This is a genomic window from Mycobacterium sp. 2-64 (assembly GCF_035918375.1).
GTDB lineage: Bacteria > Actinomycetota > Actinomycetes > Mycobacteriales > Mycobacteriaceae > Mycobacterium > Mycobacterium intracellulare.
Genome location: NZ_CP142361.1, coordinates 1,823,907 through 1,847,286, shown reverse-complemented (window position 1 = coordinate 1,847,286; position 23,380 = coordinate 1,823,907). Strand labels below are relative to the sequence as shown.

Annotated in this window: 28 protein-coding genes; 6 read left to right on the top strand and 22 right to left on the bottom strand. The window is 70.0% G+C overall.

Annotated features, from left to right (window positions below):
• Positions 1-51: 51 nt before the first annotated feature.
• The 9 genes from pdxT to thrS form a co-directional block, all read right to left on the bottom strand.
• On the bottom strand, positions 52-642 hold the full coding sequence (gene pdxT, locus QGN31_RS09110) for a pyridoxal 5'-phosphate synthase glutaminase subunit PdxT (protein ID WP_009955058.1): 591 nt from the start codon (positions 640-642) through the stop codon (positions 52-54).
• A complete protein-coding gene (tesB, locus tag QGN31_RS09105) occupies positions 639-1,475 on the bottom strand; it encodes an acyl-CoA thioesterase II (protein ID WP_014380522.1) in 837 nt (278 codons plus the stop codon). Before tesB ends, pdxT begins: the two co-directional genes overlap by 4 nt.
• 14 nt (positions 1,476-1,489) lie before the next feature.
• On the bottom strand, positions 1,490-2,338 hold the full coding sequence (gene pdxS / locus QGN31_RS09100; protein ID WP_014380523.1) for a pyridoxal 5'-phosphate synthase lyase subunit PdxS: 849 nt from the start codon (positions 2,336-2,338) through the stop codon (positions 1,490-1,492).
• Positions 2,339-2,470: 132 nt separating this feature from the next.
• Positions 2,471-3,493, bottom strand: coding sequence for an NUDIX hydrolase (locus QGN31_RS09095; RefSeq protein ID WP_014942510.1), 1,023 nt, complete (start codon positions 3,491-3,493; stop codon positions 2,471-2,473).
• Positions 3,493-4,617: a glycosyltransferase family 4 protein gene (locus QGN31_RS09090; protein WP_014942511.1), complete on the bottom strand. Its 1,125-nt coding sequence runs from the start codon at positions 4,615-4,617 to the stop codon at positions 3,493-3,495. The genes QGN31_RS09095 and QGN31_RS09090 overlap by 1 nt, the downstream gene beginning before the upstream one ends.
• A complete protein-coding gene (locus tag QGN31_RS09085) occupies positions 4,617-5,567 on the bottom strand; it encodes a phosphatidylinositol mannoside acyltransferase (protein WP_014942512.1) in 951 nt (316 codons plus the stop codon). Before QGN31_RS09085 ends, QGN31_RS09090 begins: the two co-directional genes overlap by 1 nt.
• A gap of 17 nt (positions 5,568-5,584) precedes the next feature.
• Positions 5,585-6,226: a phosphatidylinositol phosphate synthase gene (gene pgsA, locus QGN31_RS09080; protein WP_036459250.1), complete on the bottom strand. Its 642-nt coding sequence runs from the start codon at positions 6,224-6,226 to the stop codon at positions 5,585-5,587.
• 73 nt (positions 6,227-6,299) lie between these two features.
• The gene (locus QGN31_RS09075) at positions 6,300-6,875 is read right to left on the bottom strand and encodes an HIT family protein (RefSeq protein WP_008258334.1); all 576 of its coding nucleotides are present in this window, start codon (positions 6,873-6,875) and stop codon (positions 6,300-6,302) included.
• Entirely contained in the window at positions 6,868-8,943 is a 2,076-nt protein-coding gene (gene thrS / locus QGN31_RS09070) for a threonine--tRNA ligase (RefSeq protein WP_014942514.1), read from the bottom strand. The genes QGN31_RS09075 and thrS overlap by 8 nt, the downstream gene beginning before the upstream one ends.
• Before the next feature lie 98 nt (positions 8,944-9,041).
• On the opposite strand from thrS, the gene QGN31_RS09065 reads away from it, so the two are divergent.
• Positions 9,042-10,835: a cation:proton antiporter gene (locus QGN31_RS09065; RefSeq protein WP_014942515.1), complete on the top strand. Its 1,794-nt coding sequence runs from the start codon at positions 9,042-9,044 to the stop codon at positions 10,833-10,835.
• A gap of 72 nt (positions 10,836-10,907) precedes the next feature.
• On the opposite strand, the gene QGN31_RS09060 is transcribed toward QGN31_RS09065, so the two are convergent.
• Positions 10,908-11,561, bottom strand: coding sequence for a PaaI family thioesterase (locus QGN31_RS09060; RefSeq protein WP_014385319.1), 654 nt, complete (start codon positions 11,559-11,561; stop codon positions 10,908-10,910).
• A gap of 11 nt (positions 11,562-11,572) precedes the next feature.
• Positions 11,573-12,457: an aldo/keto reductase gene (locus QGN31_RS09055; RefSeq protein WP_014382863.1), complete on the bottom strand. Its 885-nt coding sequence runs from the start codon at positions 12,455-12,457 to the stop codon at positions 11,573-11,575.
• Between the two features lie 58 nt (positions 12,458-12,515).
• On the opposite strand from QGN31_RS09055, the gene QGN31_RS09050 reads away from it, so the two are divergent.
• Positions 12,516-13,016: a DUF1990 family protein gene (locus tag QGN31_RS09050; RefSeq protein WP_009953636.1), complete on the top strand. Its 501-nt coding sequence runs from the start codon at positions 12,516-12,518 to the stop codon at positions 13,014-13,016.
• 7 nt (positions 13,017-13,023) lie between these two features.
• Here QGN31_RS09050 and QGN31_RS09045 read toward each other — a convergent pair whose 3' ends face one another.
• Positions 13,024-13,479: a DoxX family membrane protein gene (locus QGN31_RS09045; RefSeq protein WP_014942516.1), complete on the bottom strand. Its 456-nt coding sequence runs from the start codon at positions 13,477-13,479 to the stop codon at positions 13,024-13,026.
• Between the two features lie 92 nt (positions 13,480-13,571).
• Here QGN31_RS09045 and QGN31_RS09040 point away from each other — a divergent pair, with 92 nt between their 5' ends.
• On the top strand, positions 13,572-14,276 hold the full coding sequence (locus QGN31_RS09040; RefSeq protein WP_014942517.1) for a helix-turn-helix transcriptional regulator: 705 nt from the start codon (positions 13,572-13,574) through the stop codon (positions 14,274-14,276).
• Positions 14,277-14,290: 14 nt separating this feature from the next.
• Here QGN31_RS09040 and QGN31_RS09035 read toward each other — a convergent pair whose 3' ends face one another.
• Genes QGN31_RS09035 through fdxA form a run of 5 tightly spaced genes read right to left on the bottom strand, consistent with a single transcriptional unit; the run spans position 14,291 to position 17,196 of the window.
• Positions 14,291-15,244, bottom strand: a complete 954-nt coding sequence (locus QGN31_RS09035) for an NAD(P)H-dependent flavin oxidoreductase (protein WP_014942518.1) — start codon at positions 15,242-15,244, stop codon at positions 14,291-14,293.
• A 6-nt stretch (positions 15,245-15,250) separates the two neighbouring features.
• On the bottom strand, positions 15,251-15,595 hold the full coding sequence (locus QGN31_RS09030; RefSeq protein WP_009952612.1) for a cupin domain-containing protein: 345 nt from the start codon (positions 15,593-15,595) through the stop codon (positions 15,251-15,253).
• Positions 15,596-15,649: 54 nt separating this feature from the next.
• The gene (locus QGN31_RS09025; protein WP_009952615.1) at positions 15,650-16,075 is read right to left on the bottom strand and encodes a hypothetical protein; all 426 of its coding nucleotides are present in this window, start codon (positions 16,073-16,075) and stop codon (positions 15,650-15,652) included.
• Entirely contained in the window at positions 16,072-16,815 is a 744-nt protein-coding gene (locus QGN31_RS09020; protein WP_009952616.1) for a helix-turn-helix transcriptional regulator, read from the bottom strand. The genes QGN31_RS09025 and QGN31_RS09020 overlap by 4 nt, the downstream gene beginning before the upstream one ends.
• Before the next feature lie 24 nt (positions 16,816-16,839).
• Positions 16,840-17,196 carry a ferredoxin gene (fdxA, locus tag QGN31_RS09015; protein ID WP_043955118.1) on the bottom strand — a complete coding sequence of 119 codons (357 nt, stop codon included), beginning with the start codon at positions 17,194-17,196 and terminating at the stop codon, positions 16,840-16,842.
• A gap of 159 nt (positions 17,197-17,355) precedes the next feature.
• Between fdxA and QGN31_RS09010 the strand changes: the two genes are divergently transcribed.
• The 3 genes from QGN31_RS09010 to QGN31_RS09000 all read left to right on the top strand — a co-directional run bounded on the left by QGN31_RS09010 (position 17,356) and on the right by QGN31_RS09000 (position 19,044).
• Positions 17,356-18,195, top strand: a complete 840-nt coding sequence (locus tag QGN31_RS09010) for a class I SAM-dependent methyltransferase (protein WP_008258348.1) — start codon at positions 17,356-17,358, stop codon at positions 18,193-18,195.
• A gap of 191 nt (positions 18,196-18,386) precedes the next feature.
• The gene (locus QGN31_RS09005) at positions 18,387-18,599 is read left to right on the top strand and encodes a hypothetical protein (RefSeq protein ID WP_026071309.1); all 213 of its coding nucleotides are present in this window, start codon (positions 18,387-18,389) and stop codon (positions 18,597-18,599) included.
• Positions 18,600-18,780: 181 nt separating this feature from the next.
• Entirely contained in the window at positions 18,781-19,044 is a 264-nt protein-coding gene (locus QGN31_RS09000) for a hypothetical protein (RefSeq protein ID WP_009952620.1), read from the top strand.
• A 10-nt stretch (positions 19,045-19,054) separates the two neighbouring features.
• Here the strand turns inward: QGN31_RS09000 and QGN31_RS08995 are convergent, their stop codons facing one another.
• From QGN31_RS08995 to QGN31_RS08975, 5 genes are read right to left on the bottom strand one after another with little or no spacing between them, the layout of a single operon-like run.
• The gene (locus QGN31_RS08995; protein WP_014942521.1) at positions 19,055-20,281 is read right to left on the bottom strand and encodes a lyase family protein; all 1,227 of its coding nucleotides are present in this window, start codon (positions 20,279-20,281) and stop codon (positions 19,055-19,057) included.
• Positions 20,278-20,898, bottom strand: a complete 621-nt coding sequence (gene pcaG, locus QGN31_RS08990; protein WP_043955120.1) for a protocatechuate 3,4-dioxygenase subunit alpha — start codon at positions 20,896-20,898, stop codon at positions 20,278-20,280. Before pcaG ends, QGN31_RS08995 begins: the two co-directional genes overlap by 4 nt.
• A complete protein-coding gene (pcaH, locus tag QGN31_RS08985) occupies positions 20,891-21,664 on the bottom strand; it encodes a protocatechuate 3,4-dioxygenase subunit beta (protein WP_014942523.1) in 774 nt (257 codons plus the stop codon). The genes pcaG and pcaH overlap by 8 nt, the downstream gene beginning before the upstream one ends.
• Positions 21,665-21,692: 28 nt before the next feature.
• Positions 21,693-22,178, bottom strand: coding sequence for a hemerythrin domain-containing protein (locus QGN31_RS08980; protein ID WP_009952625.1), 486 nt, complete (start codon positions 22,176-22,178; stop codon positions 21,693-21,695).
• Entirely contained in the window at positions 22,175-23,146 is a 972-nt protein-coding gene (locus QGN31_RS08975) for a Rieske 2Fe-2S domain-containing protein (protein WP_043955121.1), read from the bottom strand. The genes QGN31_RS08980 and QGN31_RS08975 overlap by 4 nt, the downstream gene beginning before the upstream one ends.
• Between the last annotated feature and the right edge of the window lie 234 nt (positions 23,147-23,380).

Genomic DNA, 23,380 nt, shown 5'->3' with positions numbered 1-23,380 from the left:
CGCACACTGAAAACCCGGACTGCACACCGAACGCCCTGACAGCCTCGGCCGTCAGCCGGTCACCATGTCGACGAACATGTGGTGGATCCGCCGGTCGCCGGTCACCTCGGGGTGAAACGCCGTCGCCAGCTTGCGGCCCTGGCGCACCGCGACGACGTGACCGGCGGCGCTGGCCAGCACCTCCACGCCGTCACCGACGCGCTCGACCCACGGCGCGCGGATGAACACCGCCCGCACCGGATCGTCGAGGCCCGCGAAGTCGATGTCCCCTTCGAACGAGTCGACCTGTCGTCCAAAGGCGTTGCGCCGCACGGTCATATCGATCGCGCGCAGGGGCAGCGCCTCCCTCCCGCCCGCCCCGGCGTCGAGAATCTCGCTGGCCAGCAGGATCATCCCGGCGCACGCGCCGTAGGCGGGCAGCCCGTCGGCCAGCAGCCCGCGCAACGGCTCCAGCAGGCCGAGGTCTCCCAGCAGGTGGCTCATGGTCGTCGATTCCCCACCGGGGATGACCAGCCCGTCGACCGCCTCCAGCTCACCGCGCCGACGCACGGGCATCGACTCGGCCCCGGCTTCGCGCAGGGCCGCCAGGTGCTCGCGGGTATCGCCCTGCAGCGCGAGGACCCCGATCCGGGGGGCGCTCACTGGTGATATCCCCGCTTGAAGCGGGTCAGCCCCTCCTGCATGACCGCCGCGACCATCTCGCCGGATTGGGTGAAGATCTTGCCCTGGCACAGCGCGCGGCCGCCGTTGGCCGACGGGGAGGACTGGTCATACAGCAGCCACTCGTCGGCCCGGAACGCCCGCATGAACCACATCGCGTGGTCGAGCGACGCCACCTGCAGGTGCTCGCGCACGTCGAGGTGGGTGACCTGCGCCGACCCCAGCAGCGTCAGGTCGCTCATGTAGGCCAGCGCACAGATGTGCAGCACCGGGTCGTCTGGCAGCGGGTCACGGTGGCGGAACCAGACCTGCTGCTGGGCGGCCTTTCCCGGCGTGAGCTGCAGGCGCTCGCGCGGCACGATGCACACGTCCCACTCCGCGAACTGCTTGAACCCGGCGTCGTCGAACACCTTGACCGAGTCCAGCCCCGGCAGGCCGTCGGGCGGCGGCGCGGGCGGCATGGGGTCCTGGTGGTGGATGCCTTCCTGGTCGGTCTGGAAGGACGCGCCCATGCTGAAGATGATCTCGCCGTGCTGAATGGCGTTGACGCGCCGGGTCGCGAACGAGCCGCCGTCGCGGGTGCGCTCCACGATGAACACCGTGCGCTCCTTGGCGTCCCCGGGCCGCAAAAAGTAGCCGTGCAGCGAGTGGACCTGGTAGCGCGGGTCGACGGTGCGCACCGCCGACACCAGCGACTGGCCGGCGACATGACCGCCGAAGGTGCGCTGCAGGAATCCCGATTCCGGGCTGAAGATGCTGCCCCGGTAGATGTTGACCTCGAGCTGCTCGAGATCAAGGATCTCTTCGATCGCCACCAATAGCCCTCGGCTTACCAGCCGCGTTCGGCCAGCCGATGGGGCTGCGCGATCTGCTCGACGTTGATGCCGACCATCGCCTCCCCCAGCCCACGCGAGACCTTGGCCAGCACGTCGGGATCGTCGTAGAAGGTGGTGGCCTTGACGATGGCCGCCGCGCGCTGGGCGGGGTCGCCGGACTTGAAGATGCCCGAGCCCACGAAGACGCCCTCGGCGCCGAGCTGCATCATCATCGCCGCGTCGGCGGGGGTGGCGATGCCGCCGGCCGTGAACATGGTGACCGGCAGCTTGCCCGCCCGGGCCACCTCGACGACGAGTTCGTAGGGCGCCTGCAATTCCTTTGCGGCGACGTACAATTCGTCTTCGGACAGCGACGTCAGGCGGCGGATCTCGCCGCCGATCGCCCGCATGTGCGTGGTCGCGTTGGAGACGTCCCCGGTGCCTGCTTCGCCCTTGGAGCGGATCATGGCGGCGCCCTCGTTGATGCGTCGCAAAGCCTCGCCGAGGTTGGTGGCGCCGCATACGAACGGCACGGTGAACTTCCACTTGTCGATGTGGTGGGTGTAGTCGGCGGGGGTGAGCACCTCCGACTCGTCGACGTAATCCACCCCGAGGCTCTGCAGGATCTGCGCCTCGACGAAGTGCCCGATGCGCGCCTTGGCCATCACCGGGATGGTCACCGCCGAGATGATGCCCTCGATCATGTCCGGGTCGCTCATCCGCGACACCCCGCCCTGGGCGCGGATGTCGGCGGGCACGCGCTCCAGCGCCATCACGGCGACGGCGCCGGCGCCCTCGGCGATCTTGGCCTGCTCGGGGGTGACGACGTCCATGATGACGCCGCCCTTGAGCATCTCGGCCATGCCGCGCTTGACGCGTGCGGTTCCGGTTCGCCCGTTGCCGTCCGGTGGGTGGGCGCTAGTCACTGCTTGATCTCCTTCAACCGTTGTCGACCCAGTCTAATGAGGCGCTTTGGCCCGCGTTGACCGACGGAGTCAGCGGATCGACAGCAGCGGGCCGGGGGCGCGGCCGCCGGCGAGCGCGGCCGCGTCGGTGAGCAGTCCGGATAGTTGCATGGGGTACACCGTCTCCCCCGCGGCGACGAGCTGGGCGATGTCGGCAGCGTCACACCAGCGGTGGCCGTGGATGTAGCTGCGTTCCAGTTCGGTGCGGCCCGTGCGCGACGGCTCGAACCGGCGGGTGCGGTAGACGAAGTAGAACTCCTCGCTGTCGATCAGCGAGCCGTTGAACTCGAAGACCTGGTCGCGCCGCCACACGGGCCCGACCATGTCGGCGGGCGCGACCCGCAGGCCGGTTTCCTCGGCGAGCTCTCGCGCGGCCGCCTCGGCCAGCCGCTCCCCCTGCTGCACTTCGCCTCCCACGGTGAACCACCACTTCGGGGCGGGCTCGCCCAGCGCCGGATCCGACCCGCGCAGCAGCAGCACCGCCCCGCTCTCGTCGAGCAGCACGACGCGGGCCGAGGTGCGGTGGTTGAGCACGCCGTGATCGCCGTGGGCCAGCGCGTGCGGCCGCTCGACGATCTCGAAATAGCTGGGCAGCCCGGCGGTCCCGCCCAGGTGGAACAGCCGCACCAGGGGCCGCTCGGCCAGCGCCAGCGTGTCGCGCACCGCGTCGTTGTGGAAGCGGCGGGCCAGCAGCACCCGGGCCTCGGCGTCGGCCAGCTCGGCGATCAACCCGGCCGGCAGGGACGCCGGGTTGACGGCGGCCAGCGCGGCCGACAGCTCGTTTTCGCACGTCTCCCGCGCGGGCCGGGGCGCGCCCTCGGCGGCGTCGGCCAGCGCCGCCAACCGCCGGCCCTCGGATGCGCCGCCGTAGGCGTCGATTGCCACGGCGCGCGCCACCACCGCGCGGCGCGCCAGCGCGCCGTCGAGCGCCTGCCACGACAGGTCGTAGCGGACGTGCAACCGGTCCAGCCGGTTGGCCGTCCGGTACGCCCAGGCGCCGAAGACGCCCAGCACCGCGACCAACACCGCGATGGCGACGATCAACCCTGTCATCAACCGGCCACCTCAACCTTGGCGCCTGTCGCGGCGACCGTCTCGTAAACCCTCAGGATCTGGCTGGCCACCACCGACCAGTCGTAGCGCCGGACGGCGGCCGCGCCGGCCGCCACATAGCGTTCGGCCAGCACATCATCCTCCAGCACCGCGATCAAGGCATCGGCGAGCGCGGCGCCGTCGCCGACGGGCACCAGGCGGCCCACGTCGCCGCCGGCCAGCACGCGCCGGAAGGCGTCCAGGTCGCTGGCCACCACCGGGGTGCCGGCGGCCATGGCCTCGACCAACACGATGCCGAAGCTTTCCCCGCCGAGGTTGGGTGCGCAGTAGACGTCGGCGCTGCGCATGGCCGACGCCTTCCCGGGATCGTCGACCTGACCGAGGAAGCGAATATGATTCACGAATTCGCCTGCCTGCGCGCGCAATTCGTCTTCGTCACCGCGGCCGACGATGAGCAGCTGCACGTCAGCGAACCGCTCGACCAGCCGCGGCAGCGCATCAAGCAACACCCCGATGCCCTTGCGCGGCTCGTCGTAGCGCCCCAGGAACAGCACCGTCTTGCCGGGCCGCGGGTACCCGTCCAGCAGCGGCGCGGTGGCGAACGAGCCGACGTCGACGCCGTTGGGGATCTCCACCGCGTCGGTTCCCAGCGCCTCCATCTGCCAGCGCCGCGCCAAGTCGGACACCGCGATCCGGCCGACGATCTTCTCGTGCATCGGGCGCAGGATGCCCTGAAAGACCGTCAGCGTCAGCGATTTGGTGGTCGACGTGTGAAACGTCGCCACGATCGGGCCCTCGGCGATGTTGAGGGCCAGCATGGACAGGCTCGGCGCGTTGGGCTCGTGCAGGTGCAACACGTCGAAATCGCCTTCGGCGAGCCACTTTTTGACCCTGCGGTGGGTGGCCGGGCCGAACCGCAGCCGGGCCACCGACCCGTTGTAGGGAATCGGGACGGCCTTGCCCGCCGAGACGACGTAGTCGGGCAACACGGCGTGCGGCGAGGCCGGTGCGAGCACGCTGACGTCATGCCCGCGGGCCCGCACCACCTCGGCAAGCTGCAGGACGTGCGACTGCACCCCGCCCGGAACGTCGAACGAGTAGGGACAGATCATCCCGATGCGCATCAGGCGTCCCTTAGCCGGGCCTGCTTGTTCTCGGAGAGGTCGGCCAGCCACTGCGGCTGCATCATGTGCCAATCCTCGGGGCGGGCGGCAATGTTCTTCTCGAAGTGATCGGCCAACAGCTGGGTGATCGCGCCGACGTCGCCGCCGGTGCAGTCCAGCGCCGGGTGGATGGCGACGCCCCAGCCCTGGCCCTCGAACCAGCAGTGGGCCGGTAGCAGGGCCGCGCCCGTCGCGATCGCGAGCTTCGCCGGACCGGCCGGCATCCGGGTGGGTTCGCCGAAGAAGTCGACCTGCACGCCGGTGCGGGTGAGGTCGCGCTCGGCCATCAGGCACACCACCCGGTTGTCCCGCAGCCGGTCGCACAACACGTCGAAGGGTGGCCGCTCGCCCCCGGACAAGGGCAGCACCTCGAAGCCGAGGCCTTCGCGGTAGGCGATGAACCGCCGGTAGAGCGACTCGGGTTTGAGTCGCTCCGCGACGGTGGTGAAGGTGCCGTGTGTCTGCGCCAGCCACACCCCTGCCATGTCCCAATTGCCGCTGTGCGGCAACGCGATCACTGCGCCGCGGCCGCCGGACAGTGCCGCTTCGATATGGTCGCGGCCCTGAACAGAGTCGTGCAGCTGGCGGCCGACCGCGGCGAGGTCCATGCCCGGCAGGCGGAACGCCTCGCGCCAATAACGGGCGTAGGAGGCCACGGACGCCCGCATCAGTGAATCCGGAACGTCTGAGGGCGGCACCCGCAAGACGCGGGCCAGGTTCTTGCGCAACTGATCTGGGCCGCCGCCGCGGGCCGCGTAGCGCGCCGCGGCGCCAAATGCGTTGCGCGCGGCGAACTCCGGCATCGCCCGCACGGCCAACCAGCCTGACGCGTACGCCCAGTCGGCCCCGACGCCGCTCAACCGGCCCGCGACGCGGCTCGCCAGGCGGCTCGGTGCCGTGATCGCGTTCATGCCCGGCGGAGTGGGAATCACGGCGCGACCGATCCGCGGTCGGTCGCACCCGGCGAGGTGCGCACCGTGCGCAACCGCTGCGCGCAGGTGACCAGGCTGGCCGCCGCCAACAGCCACATCGCCACCGGCAACGCGGGCGGCCACGCGACGAACGGAAAGTCCGAGATGCCGGCGCCGACCAGCACTATGATCAGCCGCTCGGGCCGTTCGATGATGCCGCCGTCGCCGCGCAGGCCGCTGGCCTCGGCCCGGGCCTTGATGTAGGAGATCACCTGCGAGGTGACCAGGCAGATCAGGGTGGCCGCCGCCAGCAGCTTGTCGTGCAGTCCGAAGGCGATCCACCACAGCAGCCCGCAGAACACCGCACCGTCGCTGACGCGGTCACAGGTGGCGTCCAGCACCGCGCCGAACCGGGTGCCGCCGCCCCTTTCCCGGGCCATCGCCCCGTCGAGCATGTCGAAGAGGACGAAGAACCAGACCACCAGCGTGCCGATGAACAGCTTGCCCATCGGGAAGAAGATCAGCGCCCCCGCCACGGCCACGACGGTGCCCAGGATCGTGACGACGTCGGGAGTCAAACCCAACCGCAGGCACGCTTTCGCGGTCGGAGTGGTCAGCCGCGCGAACGCCGCCCGGGACAGGAACGGCACCTTACTCATTGGCGCCGCTCTCCCCCGCAAGCGGGAGGTGCCCCCGCCTCATCGCCACGCTCTGCATCGTCGCCGCCGCGACTCATCGCTGCTTCGTCCACTCCGTCGCCAGCAACTGGCGGGTTTCGCGCAGCAACTGCGGGATCACCTTCGACCCGCCGATGATGGTGATGAAGTTGGCGTCGCCGCCCCAGCGCGGGACGACGTGCACGTGCAGGTGCTCGGCCAGCGACCCGCCGGCCGAGGTCCCCAGGTTGAGTCCGACGTTGAAACCGTGCGGGCGCGACACGTTCTTGATGACGCGAATCGCCTTCTGGATGAAGGACATCAGCTCCGCGCTCTCCGGATCGGTGAGGTCCTCAAGCTCCGAGACGCGCCGGTAGGGCACCACCATCAGGTGCCCCGGGTTGTACGGGTAGAGGTTGAGCACGGCGTAGACGAGTTCACCGCGCGCGACGACTAGGCCGTCTTCGTCGGTCAGCTGCGGGATGTCGGTGAACGGCTGCTCGGTTTTGCCGTTGTCGCGCTTCATCGGCGCCTCGGCCAGGTAGGTCATCCGGTACGGCGTCCACAACCGCTGCAGATGATCTTCCTCGCCGACGCCCCGGTCGAGGATGGTGTCGTCGGTGCGCGGCTCGGCGCGTTCGCGCTCACTCACCGGCCGCCACCTTCACGAGTTCGGCGGTGGGAGCGGCATTCTCGCGATCGGCGATCCACTTCACGATGGCGTCGACCGCGCCGTCGCGGGGCACGCCGTTGATCTGGGTGCGGTCACCGAAGCGGAAACTGACCGCGCCCGCCGCAACGTCACGGTCGCCGGCGAGCAACATGAACGGCACCCGCTGGTTGGTGTGGTTGACGATCTTCTTGGCCATCCGGTCGTCGCTGGCGTCGACGTCGACCCGAACCCCGTGCGAACGCAGTTGCGCCGCAACGTCGTTCAGATAGTCGACGTGGTCGTCGGCCACCGGGATGCCGACCACCTGCACCGGCGCCAGCCACGCCGGGAAGGCGCCGGCGTAGTGCTCGGTGAGGATGCCGAAGAACCGCTCGATGGACCCGAACAGCGCGCGGTGGATCATCACCGGCCGCTGCCGGCTCCCGTCGGCGGCGGTGTACTCGAGCTCGAACCGCTCCGGGAAGTTGAAGTCCACCTGGATTGTCGACATCTGCCAACTGCGGCCCAGGGCGTCGCGGGCCTGCACGGAGATCTTGGGCCCGTAGAACGCCGCGCCGCCCGGGTCCGGCACCAGCTGCAGGCCGGATTCGGCGGCCACATCGGCCAGGGCTTTGGTGGATTCCTCCCACATGGCATCGGAGCCCACGAACTTCTGCGGGTCCTTGGTGGACAGCTCGAGATAAAAGTCCTCCAGCCCGTAGTCGCCGAGCAGCTCGAGGATGAACCGCAGCAGCGACGCCAGCTCGGCGTGCAGCTGCTCGCGGGCGCAGAAGATGTGCGCGTCGTCCATGGTGAAACCGCGCGCCCGGGTCAACCCGTGCACCACGCCGGACTTCTCGTAGCGGTAAACGGTGCCGAATTCGAAGAGCCGCAACGGAAGTTCGCGATACGAGCGCCCGCGCGACCGGAAGATCAGCGTGTGCATCGGACAGTTCATCGGCTTGAGGTAATAGTCCTGCCCCGGCTTGCGCACGGTCCCGTCGTCGTCGTATTCGGCGTCGAGATGCATCGGCGGGTACATGCCTTCGGCGTACCAGTCCAGATGGCCAGACGTGTGGAACAGGTCCGCCTTGGTGATGTGCGGGGTGTTGACGAACTCGTATCCGGCGGCGATGTGCTTGCGCCGCGAGTACTCTTCCAGCTCCCGGCGCACGATGCCGCCCTTGGGATGGAAAACGGCCAAGCCGGAACCGATTTCGTCGGGAAAGCTGAACAGGTCGAGCTCGGTGCCCAGCTTGCGGTGATCGCGGCGCTGGGCCTCCTCGATCAGCGTCAGGTGGCGCTCCAGGGCTTCCTGCGACTCCCAGGCCGTGCCGTAGATCCGTTGCAGGCTGGCGTTGTTCTGGTCGCCGCGCCAGTAGGCCGCCGAGCTGCGGGTCAGCTTGAACGCGGGGATGTGCCTGGTGGTCGGGATGTGCGGTCCCCGGCACAGGTCGCCCCAAACCCGTTCGCGCGTACGGGGATTGAGGTTGTCGTAGGCCGTGAGCTCGTCGCCCCCGACCTCCATCACCGAAGGATCACCGGACTTGTCGTCGACGAGTTCGAGCTTGTAAGGCTCCCCCGCCAACTCGGCGCGCGCCTGGTCCTTGGACTCGTAGACCCGGCGCTCGAACAGCTGGCCCTCTTTGACGATCTGGCGCATCCGCTTTTCCAGCGCCGCCAGATCCTCGGGCGTGAACGGCTCCGGTACGTCGAAGTCGTAGTAGAAGCCGTCGGCGATGGGCGGGCCGATGCCCAGCTTGGCTTGCGGGAACAGCTCCTGGACGGCCTGGGCCAACACGTGCGCGGCCGAGTGCCGGATCACGCTGCGGCCGTCGTCGGTGTTGGCCGCCACCGGGATCACCTCGGCGTCGGCGGCGGGCGCCCAGCTGAGGTCGCGCAGCTTCCCCTCGGCGTCGCGCACCACTACGACGCCGTCGGGCGCCCCGCGGCCCGGCAGCCCCGCATCCCGCACCGCGGCGGCCGCGGTGGTCCCGGCAGGCACCCGGATCGGGGCTTGCGGGTCGCCGCCGTCGGCTCCCGAGGCGGCGTGTGCGGGGACGGTCATTGTGGCGGTCTCCAAGGCTCGATGGGTCGACGACCATGCTATCGGGGCGGTTCGGCGCCGAGCAGGGCCGTCGAGCAGCCGCCCACAAGTCCGGCAAGATGGACCCGATGGGGGCGCAGACGGGTTTGACGCTGCTGCTCGGCGCCGTCGCCGTCATCGTGCTGGTCAACTGGATCAGCGAGCGCACCGGGCTGCCCAGCGCGCCGCTGCTGGTTCTCGTCGGCATCGGCTATGCGCTGGTGCCGGGGCCGAATATCAGCCTCGAGCCCGACGTCGTGATGACCTGCATCCTGCCGCCGCTGCTCTTCAACGCGGCACTGGAGTCGTCGCTAGTCGGCATCCGCCGCAATCTGCGCACGGTCATCAGCCTGTCGGTGGTCCTCGTCCTGTTGACCGCGGCGTCGGTCGGCATCGCGTTCGGGCTGCTCGTCAGCGGTGCGACGCTCGCGGTGGGCATGGTGCTGGGCGCCGCCGTCGCGCCGACCGACCCGGTGGCCGCGCTGGCCGTGGCCCGCAAGGAAGGCCTCCCGCTCAACATCGTCACCCTGATCGAGGGCGAGGGGCTGCTCAACGACGCGACCGCCCTGACCACGCTGTCGGTGGCCATCACGGTGGCGCGCGGCGCCGCGTTCTCCGTGCCGTCGGCGATCCGGGAGTTCGCGCTGGCGGCCCTGGGCGGCCTGGCGGTGGGAATGGTGTTCGCCTACTTCCGGCGGCTGCTGCGCCGGTGGAGACACGACGTGCTGACGGCCAACGCGATCTCGCTCGCCACCCCGTTCGTGACCTATCTGGTGGCCGAGGAGCTGTCCGCCTCCGGTGTCCTGGCGGTCGTGGTGTGCGGGTTGATCGTCGGCCACGACTCGCCCCGGCTCGAGTCGGGGGCGAGCCGATTGCAGACGCGGGCCGTCTGGCGGCTGGTCAACTTCCTGCTCGAGGGCCTGGTGTTCTTGCTGATCGGCCATCAGCTGCCGGCCATCCTCGACGACCTGGGCGGCTACGACCTGTCGACGATCATCGTGGCGGTCGCCGTCACCGTCGCCGTGGTTCTCGTGGTGCGGCCGCTGTGGTTGCTGCTCACCCAGTCGCTTCCCCGGCCGCTGCGCACCCGGCTCGGCAACGTCTCGGGGTCCGCCGACGCCGACGACGCCGACGACGCCAACGACGCCAACGACGCCAACGACGCAAACGACGCAAACGACGCAAACGAACCCGACGGACCCGACGGACCCGCCGAGCCCGACACCGGGCGCCGGCCCAACCGCACCTCCGAGCGCCTCAGCGGCCGTGAAGTCTTGGTGCTGAGCTGGGCCGGCACCCGCGGGGTGGTCAGCCTCGCGGCGATTTTCACGGTTCCGTTCGTGACCGACAGCAGCGCGCCGTTTCCCGACCGGGACCTGCTGCTGTTCTGCACCCTGGTCGTCGTGCTGGTGACGCTGATCGGACAGGGCATCACGTTCGGTCCGCTGGTGCGCGCCCTGGGCCTGCGCGCGGATGCCACCGACGAACTGCGGCTGCGCAACCGGGCTCGCGCCGCCGCCGTGCAGGCCGCGCTGGACAGGCTCGACTCGCTGGACCAACAGGACGACGTGGACGTGGACCCTCGGGTGATCGACGGTGTGCGCCAACAGTTGTCGGCACGGCTCGAGCGGTATCAGCACCGGCTCGACCTGTTGTCGGACGCCGCCGAGGCGCCCGCCGCTCCCCGCTACGAGGCCGCGGTCGCCATCCGCCGCATCGCCATCGACGCCCAGCGCGACGAGCTGGTGCGCTGGCGGGACGCGGGCATGCTGCCCGACCAGAGCCTGCGCGCGATTGAACGCGAACTCGACCACGAAGAGAGCACGCTGCCGATGCGGACGCGCCGGGCCCGCCGGCGCACGCAAAGAACTTGATTTTCAACCTATTTGGTGCGGCCTACCCTGTTGCGACGACGCTCCATGAAACCCCTTGCGGGCGAACGACTCTCAGGGCTGGCCGGGTTTGAGCCGCACGAACAGCGCGTCGGCTTCGGTGAGCAGGCGATCGCCGTCGGTCAACCGGCCCGAGACGAAGATCTTGCGCCCGTCCACCCGGTCGACGCCGGCGTCGAACTGTAGTTCCTTCTCCACCGGCACGATGTGGCGGTAGTCGATCTTGAGGTAGGCGGTGCGCTGCCGCGGGTTGCCGGTGAGCACCGCGGCGCTCAGCCCCAGAATGGAATCGAACAGCATCCCCAGCGCGCCGCCGTGCACGGCGCCGTTACGGCCGAGATGGAACCGGGCGAAGCGGGCCTCGCCATGGACGCGGCCGTCTGCGCCTTTGCGGGCCGCCATGGGGATCGTCAGGATGTTGCCGCGCATCGGCAGGTCCATCCGGCGGCCCGACGGGGAGGCCCACTCGTCGGCGTCGTACGGCGCCAGCAACGCCGACACCTTCTCCAGCAGGTCGGCCGCCTCGGTGATCACCTCGTCGGGGGCGTCGGCGGCGCGGGCGTGATCCTGCAACGCGCGCACGGCGTCGATGAACCTGCCGTAGTCGGGCCCGCCCTTGGTGGTGGGTTCGGGCGGGTTGAATCCCCCGCCGGGGTGTCGCTGATGTTCGGCCACCACCACACCGTATTGCCCGACGGGCGCGCGCATTCGCGTGGTGGCTACCCGGTCTGCCGGGCCCCGGCGGCCGACAGGGTCTCGAACTCGTCGTCCGACAGCGTGATCTGGGCCGCGGCGACGTTCTCCTCCAGGTGCGCCACCTTCGACGTCCCCGGAATCGGCAGCATCACCGGTGACCGCTTCAGCAACCACGCCAGCGCCAGCTGTGACGGCGTCGCGTCGTGCTCGGCGGCGATGCGCTGCAGCGGTCCGTCAGGGGCGGCCAGCGGTCCGGCGGCCAGCGGGAACCAGGGGATGAAACCGATGCCCTGTTCGGTCACCGCGTCCAGCAGCGGCTCGGCGTCACGGGCCGACAGGTTGTACATGTTCTGCACCGACACGATCTCGGTGATCTTTTGCGCCGCGCCGAGCTGGTCGACGTTGATCTCGGACAGGCCGATGTGGCGGATCTTGCCCTCGTTCTTCAGGGTCAGCAGCTCGCCGACCTGGTCCTCGAGCGGGAAGTTCTTGTCGATGCGGTGCAGCTGGAACAGGTCGATGGTGTCCACGCCCAGCCGGCGCAGGCTCAGCTCGCATTCCTGCCGCAGATAACTGGGGTTGCCCAACGGGATCCAGATGTCCGGCCCGGTGCGCAGCAGGCCCGCCTTGGTCGCGATCACCAGGCCGTCGTAGGGATGCAGCGCCTCGTGGATGATCTCCTCGGAGAAGTACGGGCCGTAGGAGTCGGCGGTGTCGATGAAATTCACCCCGAGCTCGACGGCGCGGCGCAGCACCCGGACGCATTCGTCGCGGTCGTCGGGCGGGCCCCACACGCCCTTCGCGGTAAGGCGCATCGCCCCGAAGCCGAGTCGGTTGATGGTCAGATCTCCGCCGAGGGTGAACGTTCCCGACGCCCCGGCAACGGTTTTCGAGTTTTGTGCGGTCACATCTTCAGACCGTACTCGCAAAACACCGCCGCGCACCGTGGCGTGGCAAGCTGAACGCGTGGACCTACGAGCGCTCGAGGAACTTCCGCTGACCTATCGGGAAGTGGGTGCGACGGCGGCCGGTGACCTGCCCGCGGGATACGACCATCAACACGCCGAGCGCCAAATCGGCACGGGCCGGCAGCGTTTCGAGCAGGCCGCCGACGCCGTGCTGCGCTGGGGCATGCAGCGTGGCTCGGGGCTGCGCGTGCAGGCCAGCTCGGAGATCGCCGTCGTCGACGCGGTGGTGGTGGTGCGGATGGGTTTTCTGCCGGCGCCCTGCCGCGTCGTGTACGTCGTCGACGAACCCGACATTCGCGGCTTCGGTTACGGCACCCTGCCGGGCCACCCGGAATCCGGCGAGGAACGTTTCGTGGTGCGCTACGACCCGATCACCTCCGCGGTCCACGCGGAGGTGTCGGCGTTCTCCCGTCCGGCGACCTGGTGGAGCAAGGCCGGCGGCCCGGTGGTGCGGGTAGCGCAGCGGCTCATCGCCAAGCGTTACCTCAGGGCCGTCTGACGCGCGGCTACCGGGCCGCGATGCCGCGCCAGATGCTGCCGCTGTGCACGCCCTGCGCCAACCGGGCCAGCGCGATGGCGCCCACGAACAACCCGAAGTCGCGCAGCGCGACGTCGTAGAACCCGGGCCCGGTGACCAGGTCGATGATGATCCCGGCGAGCCAGGCCGCGACGACCCAGGCGCCCAGCCGTGGGGCCACCGCCACCACCACCCCGGCCACGATCTCGATGATCCCGACGAGGTACATGCACTGATCGGCCGTTCCGGGCACCAGGTCGTCGATCCAGCCGGCCAGATACATGCTCCAGTGATGCGGGTGGGTCAGCAGGTTGAAGAACTTGTCCAACCCGAACACGATCGGCGCGATCGTGAACACGGTGCGAAGCGCGAGGTAGGCCGAATAGGCCGGGTCCCGTAGCTGCTCGGCGAGGGTGGGCGTCGCGCTGACTTGATTGGTGCTCATCGGGTGCCTCCATTTCTAACGGATAATAAATCGAACGGTAGAGCGTGTAGACTGTAGCGTCAAGCATTTTGTCTGTTAGAAATGGCGCGGGAATGGACGACGGGAAGCACCTGCAGCGCGACGCCGCCGGCATCGGGGCGCTCGCCGATCCGGTGCGCCACCGCCTGTATCAGTTCGTGTGCGACCAGCCCGCGCCCGTGACCCGCGACCAGGCGGCCGACGCCGTCGGGATCCCCCACCACCAGGCCAAGTTCCACCTGGACCGGCTCACCGCCGAGGGCCTGCTGGAAACCGGTTTCGCGCGCGTGACCGGGCGCTCGGGCCCCGGCGCCGGGCGTACCGCCAAGCTGTATCGCCGGGCGGGCCGCGACATCGCGGTCAGCCTTCCGCAGCGGGAGTACGAGCTGGCGGGCCGCTTGATGGCGACGGCGATCGCCCGGTCGGCGGGCACCGGCGAACCGGTCACCAGCGTCCTGAACCGGGTGGCCCGTGACTACGGTCGCGCGATCGGGGCGCGGGCCGGCGCGCGAGCGCCCGCCGACGCCGCGGGCGCGCTTCGGCGCGCGGTGGAGCTGCTGAGCCGGCACGGCTACGAGCCCCGCTACGGCGACGGCGAGGTCGAGCTCGCCAACTGCCCGTTCCACGCCCTGGCGCAGGAGCAGACGGAGCTGGCCTGCACCATGAACCACGCGCTGATCAGCGGCGTGGCCGATGCGCTGGCGCCACACGGCCCGAACGCCCGGCTCTGCCCGGGGCCCGACCGGTGCTGCGTCGTGCTGGCGCCCGGCCGCGCGTAGGCCGCGAGCGAGCCCTATGCCCGCTCTGGTGTCCCCCAGCCGGACAGCAACCGTGCCGCGCCCGTGCACATCTCGTCGATGACCTCGCGCACCGACGCGTCGTCGCGGATCATCCCGACGCCCTGACCGGCGTCGACGGGGGCGATCCGGCAGTCCCCGGCGGCGATCGCTGTGGCCAGCTCCTCGCAGGCGGCCGGGTCCAGCGCCTCTTCGTGACCGGTCCAGTGCTCGACGAACTCGTTGGCCAGCACCCGCGACGGGAATCGCGCCGGCCAGGGCAGCCCCTTGGCGACGTCGAAGACCCGGGTGACCGCGGTGTCGGTTTCGGTGGCGGCCACCAGGGCCCGGCGGCCGGCGTCGCCGGTCAGCGCCTCCGGACAGGCCGACAGGCGGGTCCCCACCCACGCGCCGCTGGCGCCGGCGGCCAGCACGGCGGCCAGGCTGCGCGCCGAGGCGACGCCGCCCGCGGCCAGCACCGGCACCGTGACGGCGTCCAGGACGGCGTCCAGCAGCGGCAGCAGCCCCAGCTTGACCTCGCCGTGCCCGCCGCCCTCCGACCCGCGGGCGACCAGGATGTCGACGCCGCCGTCGACGGCCCTGCGCGCCCCGTCGCTGTCGTAAACCTGTGTGGCGGTGGGGATTCCGGCCTCATGCGCCTTGGCGACCCAGGACCAGTCGGTTCCGAAGCTGACCGACAACAGGGCGGGCCGTGCGGCCAGCGCATCCTCGAGCAGCCCGGCCTCGTTGCGCATCACCCAATCGACCAGGCCGATGCCGAACCGGCCGTCGACGGCCCGCAGCTGCTCGGCCAGCAGCTCCCGGGTCGCGACGCTGCCCATGCCGACCATGCCCAGACCACCGGCCGCCGTGACCGCGGCGGCCAGGCGGCCGCCGGCGACCCCGCCCATCGGCGCGTTGACGATGGGCGCCCGCAGACCGAAACTCGTTGCCCAGGGCGTCGAGAGCATCGGCGGCTAGTGCGCCGAGGGGATGGTCTTCAGCACGGTCAGCAGGACCACCGAATCCTCGATCGCGTGCAGGGCATGGCGTTCGGGTGGGATCGCAAGGTATTCGCCGGCCTTGCCCTCCCAGGCGTCGCCGCCGGTGGTCAGGCGCACGCGGCCGCGCAGCACCTGCAGGGTGGCCTCGCCGGGGCTGTCGTGTTCGGAGAGGTCGTGGTCGGCCAGCAGGGCCAGCACGGTCTGCCGAAGCTCGTGGCTGTGTCCGCCGTGGATCGTGTGCGCGGCCCGTCCGCTGTGGGACTGTTTGGCCTCGGCGAGCTTTTCGGACGCGAGGTCGGTCAACGAAACGGAATCCATTGTGAGTCCTTCGTAGTTGCAAGGCCTTTCACCGACGGCCTTGAGGGTGGGCAGTTAACCGCTCAGTAGGAGTATCCCCGCCGCGATCAGGCCGGCCACCTTGACCGCCTCGAGGGCGACGTAGCCGTAGTGGGCCCGGGAGCGCGGCCCGTCCGATCCGGACAGCACCCGGTCGGAACGGCGGGTCAATGCGGGCCGCACGGCGACCAGCTGCACGGCCAACGCGGCGACGGCGACGCCGACCGCCGCGATGACGCCCGCCGGGGTGGGGCCCGCGATCACGATCGCCCCGATGACGAGCGCGAAGGCCACCTCGACGGTGTTGAGGGCGCGGAAGACCAGCCGGCCGATGCCGAGCCCGATCTGCAACGTCACGTTGGGCGCCCGGAACTTCAGCGGGGCTTCCAAAAACGAGATGGCCAGCACCATGCCGAGCCAGACGAAGGTGAGCGCGACGGCGATCGCGGTTCCGGTGGTCATTTGGCCGCCCCCTGCAGCGTCAGGTGAGCCAGACACAGGTCCGGCTCCACGAACGAGTCGAGCCGGTCCACCGAGACCGGTGCGCCCCAGGTTTCCACCGCTCCCTGCATGAGGCCGAGGTGCACCGGACACACGACGCTCGACCGGTTTTCGGCCAGCTCCAGGAACGGGCAGTGCCGCAGTCCGACTTGTTGCTCCCCGTCGACCACCCGGCGCTCGGGCGCGAAGCCGAGCTCGTCGAGCACCTCGATCAAACGGGCGATGACCTCCTCGGCGTTGGCGGGGGCGTCGGGCCGCGGATGCAGCTCGGCGTCCACCTTCCGCCCCCACGCCCGTCCCGCGGCCAGCGCCTTGGGCCCCGGGTCGCGCTCGGTGGCGAAGGCCATGGTCAAGATCTCGGCGAGCAGCCGGTAATGCCGCGTCCCGCCGCGATCCATCTGCCGGACCGCCCGGAACATCAGCGGTGGGCGGCCTGGGCCTTTGCGGTCCAGCTCGACGTGTTCCACCTGCCCGTCGGTGACCAGGCTGTCGAGGTGGAAGCGGACGGTGTTGGGATGCACGCCCAGCTCGTCGGCGATCCCGGCGATGCTCATCGGCTCCGGGGAAGCCCGCAGCAACCGCATCACCGCGCGGCGCCGACCGGCCGATTCGCCCGCGACCGAACCCTGAACCTCCGGGAATTTCTCCAACTGCCGGGCCTTCTGGGCTTTCTGCGTCTTCTGGGTTCTCTGGGTCTTCACCGGGTCCCTCACGCTGCTCGTCCTTCAAGCCCCGTCCGAATGGGCGGCACTGGGCTGACCCGCCACCAGCGGTGTGTCGGCGCCGAGCGGGCCGACCTTGGCCGCCCCGCCCGGGGACCCCAGGGGTTCGTCGCGGCCCGGCAGCGTCTCGGCGAAGAATGCTGCATTGTCGGCCAGGTGCGGCTGGAGGTCCTCGGGCAGGTCATCTTCGTAGTAAATCGCCTCCACCGGACAAACCGGCTCGCACGCGCCGCAGTCGACACACTCGTCTGGATGAATGTAGAGCGCGCGGCCGCCCTCGTAAATGCAATCCACGGGACACTCGTCGACGCAGGCGCGATCCATCACGTCGACGCATGGCTTCCCGATCGCGTAAGTCATGGGCTACAGTTTACACAACATGTCTTGTAAAAATTGGGTTCGAGGCCTAAGAACGGTGAAGGCCGACGGTAGGCTCATCGACACCCCGCCCCCGGTGCGCCATGGGTACCACGAGCTGGCCCTGGCCTCACCGCAAGGCGCTGCGCGACAGGAGATCTGATGCCAGGACAACGAGCAGGTTCCGAACTTCCGCTGCCGGCATCGCGCCGTGACGACAGCGCCGTCGCCGGCCATTGGCTGCTGGCCCGGCTCGGCAAGCGCGTGTTGCGCCCCGGCGGGGTCGAGCTGACCCGCACCCTGCTGTCGCGCGCGGAGCTGGGCGGCGCCGATGTGGTCGAGCTGGCGCCGGGCCTGGGCCGTACCGCCACCGAGATCGTGGCCCGCGGTCCGCGATCCTACGTCGGCGCCGAGGGCGACCCGGACGCGGCCAACATGGTCCGCGGCGTGCTTTCCGATCTCGGTGCGCAGAATGCCGCCGTGCGGGTGGCGGACGCGGCGGAGACCGGGTTGCCGGACGCCAGCAGCGATGTCGTCGTCGGAGAGGCGATGCTGACCATGCAAGGCGACGCGGCCAAACAGGCCATCGTCGCCGAGGCGGCCCGCGTGCTGCGGCCGGGGGGCCGCTACGCGATCCACGAACTCGCCCTCATCCCGGACACGGTGTCGGAGGAGATCAGCACCGAGATCCGGCAGGGGCTCGCGCGTTCGATCAAGGTGAACGCGCGGCCGCTGACGATCGCGGAGTGGTCGAAACTGCTCGCCGAGCACGGATTGGTGGTCGACAACGTCACCACCGCGCCGATGGCCCTGCTACAGCCCCGCCGGCTGGTCTCCGACGAGGGCCTGTTCGGGGCCCTGCGGTTCGCCAGGAACGTGCTCCTGCACCGCGATGCCCGCAAACGGGTCCTGGCGATGCGCCGCACGTTCCGCAAGCACCGCAAGCAACTGGCCGCCGTCGCGATCGTCGCCCACAAGCCGGCGGCATCGGCCACCGGCTGACCGGCCCCGGAAGGCTTTCGGGACGGCCTGCGCCGTTCGGTGTTGCGCCGCTTCCGATATCGGGTCCCGAGTTTGGGCCCGTTCCGCAATCTCCGCGTGACGGTTTAGTGACGCCCCCTGACGTAACTTGGCTGCGGCAGTTGTGGGGAGAACGAAGGAGCTTGCCGAGCATGGGTGCTAGCCCACCGTCGCTGACGGATTCCGACCTCGACGCGTTGGCGTCGGATTTCCTGCAGTCGCATTACCTCGGCGCCATCTACGCCGATTGGTCACCCGATCGGCGGCTCGACATGTTCCTGAGGAGGCGCGGCCTCGCCAGGGTGGCCAACGACGGCGACCTGTCCCACAACGTCTTGCAACGCATCATGTCCCGGGCGGGCCGTGCCTCATTGGCGCGGCATTGATCGGCCTGCTCTTCTGCTGCAGAACCAGGTAGGCGACCGCGATGAACAAAATCCGCGAAAAAGTTCGAGTTTTGACGGCCGAAATGACAACCCACGCATTGGTACGGACGTACTATTGCGCTCTAGAGCTGGACGTGCCGCCGGGGATGGATGAGTCGTTGAGGCTAGCGGGGAGGGGACGATGAATTCACCGAAATGGATGGTTCATTGGCCGCAGCGCAGGCCGACGGCCACGATCTACCAGTTGACCGACCGACTCCACCGCGGGCACGTCGCCCGGGTGCCCGCCCATCAGATCACGGCGACGGTGTCGGCGTGGCTGGCGGACCTGGGAGCCGACAGCCCGCTGGTCGACGAACTCGAGCGCGCCGTGTGCGGCGGGGACTGGGCGGCGGCGCACGCCCTGAGTGAGTGCTTGTCCATCGAGATCGCGGTGGCCGACTGAGAATCGCGACTCAGCGCTGAGCGAGTGCCCGCGCGGCGCGGCCGAGGCTGTCGTCGATCAGCCGGTCGACGGCGCCGAAGTAGGTCGGTGACGGGTCTTTACCCACCAGCTCGGCGATCGCTTGCTGCTCACCCAAAACATCTGCGGCATCGAGGTTTTCGGCCATGCGCTGCGTGTGCACGGTCAGGCCGGTCAGCAACTCCGCGGTTTGGGATCCCGCGACCACCGTGCGCCGGCCCAGCGTGCGCAGGGTGTCCCATTCGGCGTGCCACGCCCCGTCGGGCCGTTCGTCGTCGGCCAGCGCCGCGGCGGTGTGCAAGGTGGCGGCAAGCGGCGGCGCCGACAGCGCGGCGCGGCGAATCAGGATGGACAGCACGGGGTTACGCTTGTGCGGCATGGACGACGAGCCGCCCCGGTTGTCGGCCGTCGGCTCGCTGAGTTCGGCGATCTCGGGGCGGGCCAGCGTGACGATGTCGGAGGCGATGCGGCCCCAGCAGTCGGTGCAGCCGACGAACGCGTCGGCGGCGCCGTTGATCGGCGCGCGGGCCGTGTGCCAGGGCGCCCGCGGCGCCAGGCCCAATGCGGTTGCCGTGTCGGCGGCGACGCCGGCCGCCACCCCGGCCGGGTCGGAGCCGCCGGTGAGCAGCGCCGCCAACTCCGTGGTGGCGGCCAATGTGCCCGCGGCGCCGCCGATTTGGACGGGCGTGGTCAGCGCGGCCATCCGGTCGAAGGCGTCGACGACCCCGTTCAGCCAAGCGGCGGCCTTGGCGCCGAAGGTGGTGGGTGCCGCGTGCTGGGTAAGGGTGCGGGCCACCATCGGCGTGGCCCGGTGCCGCGTGACGAGTTCGGACAGCGCCGAGATCTGCTCTCTCAGCTGCGTGATCAGGTCGTCGGCGACCGCGCGCGTGGCCAGCATCAGGCCGGTGTCCAGGACGTCCTGGCTGGTGAGTCCGCGGTGGATCCACGGCGCGACGGCCGGCTCCGCGCGCTCGCGCAGCAGCTTCACCAAGGGGATCACCGGGTTGCCGCCGTCTTCGGCGGAGGCCGCGAGGGCCTCGCAGTCGTCGTGGGTCACCAGATTCCGCAGCTCCACGCCGACGCACTCGGCGGCCGTCAGGCCGGCGCCCGCCAGCGCGCTCAGCCACGCGGATTCCACCGCGACCATCGAACCCAGCAGCGCCCCGTCGGTCATGTGCTCGCCGGCTCGATGGTCTCCGGGCCACAGCAGATTCGTCATCGCGCGTCCGCCCGGTACGCCAGGAACACGGTCTCGGCCGGCCCTTGCAGGTGGATGTCGAAACGGTATGCGGCGCCGTCGTTTTCGGACACGCAGAGCAACGTTTCCAGACGCTCGGCGGGGACGGCGGCCAACAGCGGATCGGCGTCCGGGTCGGCTCCGGGCAGGTAGGCGCGGGTGAACAACCGGTTCAACAGCCCCCGCGCGAACACGGTGAGCGCGAAGAACGGCGGGCGCCCGTCGATCACCGAACCCGGGGTCAGGGTGGTGAACGCGTAGCGCCCGGCGTCGTCGGTCGCGCAGCGCCCCCAGCCGGTGAACGACGGGTCTCGATGGCGCCGACCCGCTGCGCCCGGCGCAAGCGCCGCGCTTGCGATCGACGCGTGGGATCGGCGCAGCGAACCGGCCTGCCGCGCAATGCGTCCCGCGGTATCGGGCTGCCAGAGTTCGACCAGGGCATCGGGGACCGCGGCGTCGCCGCCGTCGTACACCGTGCCGTGCAGCCGGATGGCCTGCGGGTGACCGTCGTCGACCAGCTCGCTGTCACCGGGGTACGGCAATCCCAGGTCGAGGAAGGGTCCGACCGTTTGCCCTGGGGTGCAGGCAGTTTCAGTCATGTGCGCCCTCGGTGGGTGTGTGCGCGCCGCCGGTCAGGACGATGTCCCACCGGTACCCGGTCGCGTACTCGGGCTGGGTCAGGTCGTGGTCGTAGCGGGCGATGAGCCGTTGCCGCGCGGCGGGATCGAGGATCGACTGGAAGATCGGATCCAGCTCGAACAGTGGGTCGCCCGGGAAGTACATCTGGGTGACCAGGCGCTGGGTGAAAGCCGTTCCGAAAACGGAGAAATGGATGTGCGCCGGGCGCCAGGCGTTTCGATGGTTGCGCCACGGGTAGGGGCCGGGCTTGACGGTCAGGAACCGATAGGAGCCGTCCGGCCCGGTCAGGCAGCGGCCGGCGCCGGTGAAGTTGGGGTCGAGCGGGGCCGGGTGCTGGTCGCGCTGGTGGCGGTAGCGCCCGGCGGCATTGGCTTGCCAGATCTCGACCAGCTGACCGGCCACCGGTCGGCCGCCTTCGTCGACGACGCGTCCGGTCACCGCGACGCGCTCCCCGATCGGCTCGCCCGGATGCCCGGCCGTCAGGTCGGCGTCGAGCGGGTCGACGTCCTGGTGGCCGAAGCACGGCGCCCAGAGCTCGACGCCCTCGGGATCGATCGCGACCAGGGGATGCTTGGGGTGGCGCAGCGTCGTGCTGCGGTACGGCGGATAGTCGAGGAGCGGCTGATCGTGCGCCGGGCCTGCCCCGGCGCCGCCCGGGTATTGCGCTGCGATGCGGGCGATCTCCGCCGTGATGTCAGCCTGAGAAGCGACACACCCGGCGTCCATGAGCCGTGACGCTACTCTCGATGCTCCCCTACAGGGCGCGGATCAACGCCGCGCGCCCCCTGGTCCGCAGGCGGTGCACGGCCGAGCCGCGGTATTGCTCGATCGTGGCGGCCATCTTGTTGCCCAACTCCTCGAGCTCCGCGTCGGTGATCTTCACCTGCGGAGGGGCCGGGATCATGTCGCGTTCCTCTTCGTCCGCGTGCGCCTCCAGCACGGTCTTGAACGAATTCCACTCGTCCTCATACCCCGGCGCGCTCTGCGGCGTCTTGAGCAACACGGAAAGCTGGTCGACGACCTGGCGGTGTTCGGCGTGGGCGACCGCGATCAGCTTGGTGGCCGCGCGCAGCGCCGGGTAGTACAGGTCGTCCTCGATCCGGAAGTGGATGTCGAGCTCGATCAGCATGTCGTCGAAAAGGGCATGGCGCTCTTCGGAATTCAGCGGTGCCTCGCTGACCTTGCGGCCGAGGCCCTTGAGCACGATGTGGTGTTCTTTGAGAACGTCGTAGGCGTTCAATTGGCTCCTCCTTTAGCGATTCCGATCGCGCCGCCGGGAGCGGGCTGCTGCTCACCGCGGACTTCGACCACTCCGTCGACCAACCGGGCCTCGTAGCACGGCAGCGGCGCTGCCGCCGGACCGCGCACCACTTCGCCGGATTCGGCGGCGAACCACGAGCCATGCCAGGGGCACACCAACCGGCCGCGGTCCATCCAGCCGTCGGCCATCGGGGCGGCCAGGTGGGGGCAGAATTCTCCGTACGCCGCGACTTCACCGGGCTTGGTCTGACAGACCACCAGGCCCACACCGTCGACCTCGACGCGCACCGGTTTGCCGTTGAGCGAGCTCGCGGGCAGCACCGGCGTCCACGTCGAGGTGCGCAGCCGCGGACCGGACTGGTCGATGCCGATACCGGAGTCGAAGACCAGCGCACCACCGAGGTAGCTGCCGGCGACGGTGATGCCGTAGCCCAGCGCGGTGAGCACGATGCCTCGCCCGTGGCGTCCCTTGCGACGGTCCCACCACGACTGCATGTATAGCGCGGTGGCGGCGACGTTCAGCAGGCCGTGCACCGCGCCGACGCGGCGGTCCTCCTCGTGGGTGTGCTGCCAGTCGGTGACGCCGGTGACGGCCGAGCCCAGGCTCGCCAGGATGCCGAGCCCGAGGGCGCGGGAGGCGAATCGTGAGGCGTCGACGACCTCGGACGCGGGCTGGCCCGGCAGCACGCTGAGGACGTCCAGCGCCACCGTCGTGCCGAGCGCGCCGCTGGTCAGCGACGCCAACGGCGGGTGCACCGGGTGCCCGAGCCAGACCCCGTTGAGCGCGTTGGTGACGGTGTTGCGGGCGCCGCCGAGCCCGTTGTAGGCGAAGCTGAGCAGGTGTTCGAACCGATAGCTCGGCCGATCCATCCACTCCTGGCGCCCGATAGCGGCCAGAACCTTGGATCCGACCTGCTGCAATCGACCCCCGCGTGGCCGACCCACCATCGCACCCTGCCTTTCCTCAAATCAGTGGAAATAAGCGGTTAATAACCGCAAAACCGAACGATTACCGGCAGTTTACTCCGCGCTCACATACGCCGAACCGCCGCCGTGACCCACGGTAGCCGGGGACTTCCGGCTTGTAATTGCGCGCCACCTGTGAATCGGCCCCAAGGATTCTGCGGACAACCTGGCGACGCGGGCGCCCGGCGGTTGACCGGCGCCGAAGACTGCGGGATT

What these genes read in the sequence shown, in the direction of transcription:
- QGN31_RS09000 (WP_009952620.1), top strand. Translation starts at nt 18,781, where the DNA reads ATGAATTCACCGAAATGGATGGTTCATTGGCCGCAGCGCAGGCCGACG.
- pcaH (WP_014942523.1), bottom strand. Translation starts at nt 21,664, where the DNA reads ATGGACGCCGGGTGTGTCGCTTCTCAGGCTGACATCACGGCGGAGATC.
- QGN31_RS09060 (WP_014385319.1), bottom strand. Translation starts at nt 11,561, where the DNA reads ATGCGCGCGCCCGTCGGGCAATACGGTGTGGTGGTGGCCGAACATCAG.
- QGN31_RS09035 (WP_014942518.1), bottom strand. Translation starts at nt 15,244, where the DNA reads ATGCTCTCGACGCCCTGGGCAACGAGTTTCGGTCTGCGGGCGCCCATC.
- QGN31_RS08975 (WP_043955121.1), bottom strand. Translation starts at nt 23,146, where the DNA reads ATGGTGGGTCGGCCACGCGGGGGTCGATTGCAGCAGGTCGGATCCAAG.
- pdxS (WP_014380523.1), bottom strand. Translation starts at nt 2,338, where the DNA reads ATGGCCGAGATGCTCAAGGGCGGCGTCATCATGGACGTCGTCACCCCC.
- QGN31_RS09010 (WP_008258348.1), top strand. Translation starts at nt 17,356, where the DNA reads ATGCCAGGACAACGAGCAGGTTCCGAACTTCCGCTGCCGGCATCGCGC.
- fdxA (WP_043955118.1), bottom strand. Translation starts at nt 17,196, where the DNA reads ATGACTTACGCGATCGGGAAGCCATGCGTCGACGTGATGGATCGCGCC.
- pgsA (WP_036459250.1), bottom strand. Translation starts at nt 6,226, where the DNA reads ATGAGTAAGGTGCCGTTCCTGTCCCGGGCGGCGTTCGCGCGGCTGACC.
- QGN31_RS08995 (WP_014942521.1), bottom strand. Translation starts at nt 20,281, where the DNA reads ATGACGAATCTGCTGTGGCCCGGAGACCATCGAGCCGGCGAGCACATG.
- QGN31_RS09045 (WP_014942516.1), bottom strand. Translation starts at nt 13,479, where the DNA reads ATGAGCACCAATCAAGTCAGCGCGACGCCCACCCTCGCCGAGCAGCTA.
- thrS (WP_014942514.1), bottom strand. Translation starts at nt 8,943, where the DNA reads ATGACCGTCCCCGCACACGCCGCCTCGGGAGCCGACGGCGGCGACCCG.
- QGN31_RS09065 (WP_014942515.1), top strand. Translation starts at nt 9,042, where the DNA reads ATGGACCCGATGGGGGCGCAGACGGGTTTGACGCTGCTGCTCGGCGCC.
- QGN31_RS09085 (WP_014942512.1), bottom strand. Translation starts at nt 5,567, where the DNA reads ATGAACGCGATCACGGCACCGAGCCGCCTGGCGAGCCGCGTCGCGGGC.
- QGN31_RS09095 (WP_014942510.1), bottom strand. Translation starts at nt 3,493, where the DNA reads ATGACAGGGTTGATCGTCGCCATCGCGGTGTTGGTCGCGGTGCTGGGC.
- QGN31_RS09040 (WP_014942517.1), top strand. Translation starts at nt 13,572, where the DNA reads ATGGACGACGGGAAGCACCTGCAGCGCGACGCCGCCGGCATCGGGGCG.
- QGN31_RS09030 (WP_009952612.1), bottom strand. Translation starts at nt 15,595, where the DNA reads ATGGATTCCGTTTCGTTGACCGACCTCGCGTCCGAAAAGCTCGCCGAG.
- pcaG (WP_043955120.1), bottom strand. Translation starts at nt 20,898, where the DNA reads ATGACTGAAACTGCCTGCACCCCAGGGCAAACGGTCGGACCCTTCCTC.
- QGN31_RS09090 (WP_014942511.1), bottom strand. Translation starts at nt 4,617, where the DNA reads ATGCGCATCGGGATGATCTGTCCCTACTCGTTCGACGTTCCGGGCGGG.
- QGN31_RS09025 (WP_009952615.1), bottom strand. Translation starts at nt 16,075, where the DNA reads ATGACCACCGGAACCGCGATCGCCGTCGCGCTCACCTTCGTCTGGCTC.